This window comes from Nocardioides sp. (assembly GCF_034670285.1).
In the GTDB taxonomy this organism is placed as follows: domain Bacteria; phylum Actinomycetota; class Actinomycetes; order Propionibacteriales; family Nocardioidaceae; genus Nocardioides.
Map to the genome: position 1 here is coordinate 1 of NZ_JAXMNS010000413.1, position 3,243 is coordinate 3,243.

Sequence of the window (3,243 nt, forward strand, 5' to 3'; positions counted from 1 at the left end):
CCTGCGAGGTGACGGTGCGTGCCTCGAGGTCGACGCCGCTGACCTCGCCGAGGAGCACGCGGGCGTTGTCCTGCCCGGCCAGCACCTCACGGGTCGGCGGGGCGATCTCGCCCTCGGACAGGATGCCGGTGGCCACCTGGTAGAGCAGGGGCTGGAAGAGGTGGTGGGTCGTCTTGGCGATCATCGTGACGTCGACGTCGGCGCGCTTGAGAGCCTTGGTGCCGAACAGCCCACCGAAGCCGGAGCCGATCACGACGACGCGGTGGCGTTCACCAGTCGCACCGAGGTCTTCGGTGGGTCGGCTCGGCCGGACCGGGGTCGTCGCATCGTCGGCGGGGACGTGGGGATCGGTCATGAGGCACTCCTGCGTCTGAGGCTGGTGATCGGCATCGCGCTGGTCGTTCGTCGTCGTACGACCGGCACTCTGCTCCTGGCGCATTGTCTCGCGTAAGGGCATCCCTGCCCAATCTCGTGCGCGAGTCTGTCGACGACAGCAACGCCTCGTGGTGGAAGAATATTCATTCATCGTGTTTGCGCCCGGTCCGGGAGGGTAAGCAAGCATCACTGTCGGTCGATGACTCACCCATGGGGACTGACGGTGGCTCGATCTTCATCTGTCCACATTTCCGCTCACGTCGCCGGAGTGCCCCGTGCCACTGAACAGGCCTCCCCTGTCCTTGGGTACTGGCCCGCGCGGTGTTCAGGACGCCCGACGCTGGGTCGTGGGCACGTTCGCCAACATGGGACGAGACGACCTGCGCGAGTGCGCCGAGCTCGCCGTCTCCGAGCTCGTCACCAACGCGCTGCTGCACGGCGCCCCGCCGATTCTCGTGCGGGTGCGCGGCACCCAGGAGCACCCGCGGGTCGAGGTGCGCGACGCCTCCAGCGATCCGCCGGCCCTGCAGGCGGTCGGCACGCCCGAGGACGACGACTCGGTGCTGCTCACCTTCGGCCGGGGGCTCGACATCGTCGCGCGCGCCTCGGAGGCCTGGGGCGCCGAGATCGAGAGCTCCGGCAAGGTGGTGTGGTTCACCCCGGCGGCACAGTTCTCCGACTGCCCCGGCGACGAGCCCCTCATCACCGGGGCCGGTGACCTCGTCGAGCAGACCGGCGAGATCGCCCGCGACCCCGAGCGCTTCACCCTCGTCGGCGTGCCGGTGGTCGCCTACGTCGCCTTCCAGAACCACTTCCGCGAGCTGCGCCGCGAGGTGCGGCTGCTGACCTTGGCCCACGAGTCCGACTACCCGCTCGCCCGCGACCTCTCGGGGGTCTTCGACACCCTCGGCCGCCCACTGGCCCTCGGCATCGGCAGCGCCCAGGTGGCCGCGGCCCTCGCGCACGGTCGCAGCACCGCCGACCTCGAGGTCACGATGGGTCGCGCTGCGGCTCGCGGCCTGGAGCACTTCCTCGAGCTGCTCGACCTCACCGATGCCTTCTGCCGCGAGGAGCGGATGCTCTCCCTGGCGCGCAGCCCCGAGCAGCGTCGCTTCCAGAACTGGTTCCTCGGCGAGTTCGTGCGCCAGAGCCGCGGCGAGGCTCCGCGCCCCTGGGACGTCGCTGACTCGACCAACGCAGCCGACGAACGGCACAGTTCGGTGTCGTGACCCCTTCCCCGCACCTCACCCTGGCCGTCGCGGCCGGTGGGGCGGTGGGAGCCCTCCTGCGCCACGGCCTGGAGATGTGGGTGCCCGACGGAGCGGGATTCCCGTGGACCACGCTGGCGATCAACGTCGTCGGCGCCTTCCTGCTCGCCCTGCTCCCGGCCCTCGCCCGGGTGCGCCGCTCCCCCGCCTGGACGGTCGCGCTCGGCCCCGGGGTGCTGGGTGGCTTCACGACGCTCTCGGCGGCCTCCGAGCAGGCCCGGGCACTGCTCGCCGACGAGCGCCTCGCGGCCGCCTCGGCGTACGCCCTCGGCACGCTGGTCGCCTGCCTCGCAGCGGTGCTCCTCGCCGGACTGCTCTCGGCGCGCGTCGAGCAGGACGTGGTCGCCCGCGCCGGAGGTGACGAGTGACAGCGCTGCTCGTCGCCCTCGGCGCCGCAGTTGGCGCCGCGGTGCGCTTCCACGTCGCCGCTCGCCTCGACCTCACTCCTGACGCCCGCCTCCCCTGGGGCACCCTGACGGTCAACGTGATCGGCTCGCTGCTGCTGGGCTTCTTCGTGGCACACGCGATCGACGAGCAGACCTACGCCTTGCTGGGCACCGGCTTCTGCGGTGGCCTCACGACCTACTCCGCCTTCGCGGTGCAGACCGCTCGTCTCGGACCGCTGACTTGGCGCGCGGCGTCGTACGCCGTCCTGACGCTTGCGCTGGGCGTCGCGGCCGCTGCGCTCGGGTACGCCGTCGGGAGCTGACGCCCGACCACAGGCGAGCAACAGGCGGGCGCAGACGAGCGGTCAGCCGTAGCCGAGCTCGTGGAGGAGGTCGTGGTCCATCCCGAAGTGGTGGGCGACCTCGTGGACGACGGTGATGCGCACCTCGTCGGCAAGCTGCTGCTCGTCGTCGCAGAAGTCGAGCAGCGGGTTGCGGAAGATGAAGATCCGGTCCGGCAGGTCCACCCCGGGCATCCAGGTGCGCTCGGTGAGCGCGATGCCGTCGTAGAGACCGAGCGTGTCGGCCGGCTCACTCTCCGGCGGCTCGTCCTCGACCAGGACGACGACGTTGTGCACGAGCGCGGCGATCTCGTCCGGGATCGTGTCGAGGGCGCGGTCGACGAGGGCATCGAACGCGGCGGGGTCGAGCTCGAGGGGCATGGCCTCAGTGTGCCGTAGGACAAAACGCAGAACGCTCCGGATCTGTGTGATCCGGAGCGTTCGTCTGCGACCCCGACGGGACTCGAACCCGCGGCCTCCGCCGTGACAGGGCGGCGCGCTAACCAACTGCGCTACGGGGCCATCTTTCAACTCCCTTGCGGGAGCGATGGAACTCTAACCCACGCCTGGCGGGGAGTCCCAATCGGGCCACTCCCAGCCAGAAGTCCGGCCTGGCAGGGCGTCCTTCGAAGCCCTGCCGAGCCGGTTGAAGCACCCCCAACGGGATTCGAACCCGTGCTACCGCCGTGAAAGGGCGACGTCCTAGGCCGCTAGACGATGGGGGCCTGCGGCGATCCTGCGCGCTCATCCTAGCCAGCGACCCGACGCTGCGGCGAAGCGGCGTACGACGAGCGCGGCGACACCGCCGCCGCTCGGGTGCATCCGATTCGTGAGGGAGGGAGCCGGGCATGTATCGTGCTCCTCGCTTGGCCA

At 70.6% G+C, this 3,243-nt stretch carries 5 protein-coding genes and 2 tRNA genes; 3 read left to right on the forward strand and 4 right to left on the reverse strand.

Annotation, left to right across the window (positions count from 1 at the left end; all coding sequences use genetic code 11):
• A partial coding sequence (locus VOI19_RS16810; protein WP_323794105.1) for an FAD-dependent oxidoreductase occupies nt 1–355 on the reverse strand: 355 nt, incomplete at its 3' end.
• A 295-nt stretch (nt 356–650) separates the two neighbouring features.
• Between VOI19_RS16810 and VOI19_RS16815 the strand changes: the two genes are divergently transcribed.
• From VOI19_RS16815 to VOI19_RS16825, 3 genes are read left to right on the forward strand one after another with little or no spacing between them, the layout of a single operon-like run.
• On the forward strand, nt 651–1,604 hold the full coding sequence (locus VOI19_RS16815) for an ATP-binding protein (RefSeq protein WP_416366393.1): 954 nt from the start codon (nt 651–653) through the stop codon (nt 1,602–1,604).
• A complete protein-coding gene (locus tag VOI19_RS16820) occupies nt 1,601–2,011 on the forward strand; it encodes a CrcB family protein (RefSeq protein WP_323794107.1) in 411 nt (136 codons plus the stop codon). Before VOI19_RS16815 ends, VOI19_RS16820 begins: the two co-directional genes overlap by 4 nt.
• On the forward strand, nt 2,008–2,352 hold the full coding sequence (locus tag VOI19_RS16825) for a fluoride efflux transporter FluC (protein WP_323794108.1): 345 nt from the start codon (nt 2,008–2,010) through the stop codon (nt 2,350–2,352). The genes VOI19_RS16820 and VOI19_RS16825 overlap by 4 nt, the downstream gene beginning before the upstream one ends.
• Before the next feature lie 42 nt (nt 2,353–2,394).
• Here VOI19_RS16825 and VOI19_RS16830 read toward each other — a convergent pair whose 3' ends face one another.
• From VOI19_RS16830 to VOI19_RS16840, 3 genes are all read right to left on the reverse strand, one after another.
• On the reverse strand, nt 2,395–2,751 hold the full coding sequence (locus tag VOI19_RS16830; RefSeq protein WP_323794109.1) for a metallopeptidase family protein: 357 nt from the start codon (nt 2,749–2,751) through the stop codon (nt 2,395–2,397).
• 67 nt (nt 2,752–2,818) lie between these two features.
• Nucleotides 2,819–2,892 (reverse strand) — tRNA-Asp (locus tag VOI19_RS16835).
• Nucleotides 2,893–3,022: 130 nt separating this feature from the next.
• Nucleotides 3,023–3,095 (reverse strand) — tRNA-Glu (locus VOI19_RS16840).
• Nucleotides 3,096–3,243 lie beyond the last annotated feature (148 nt).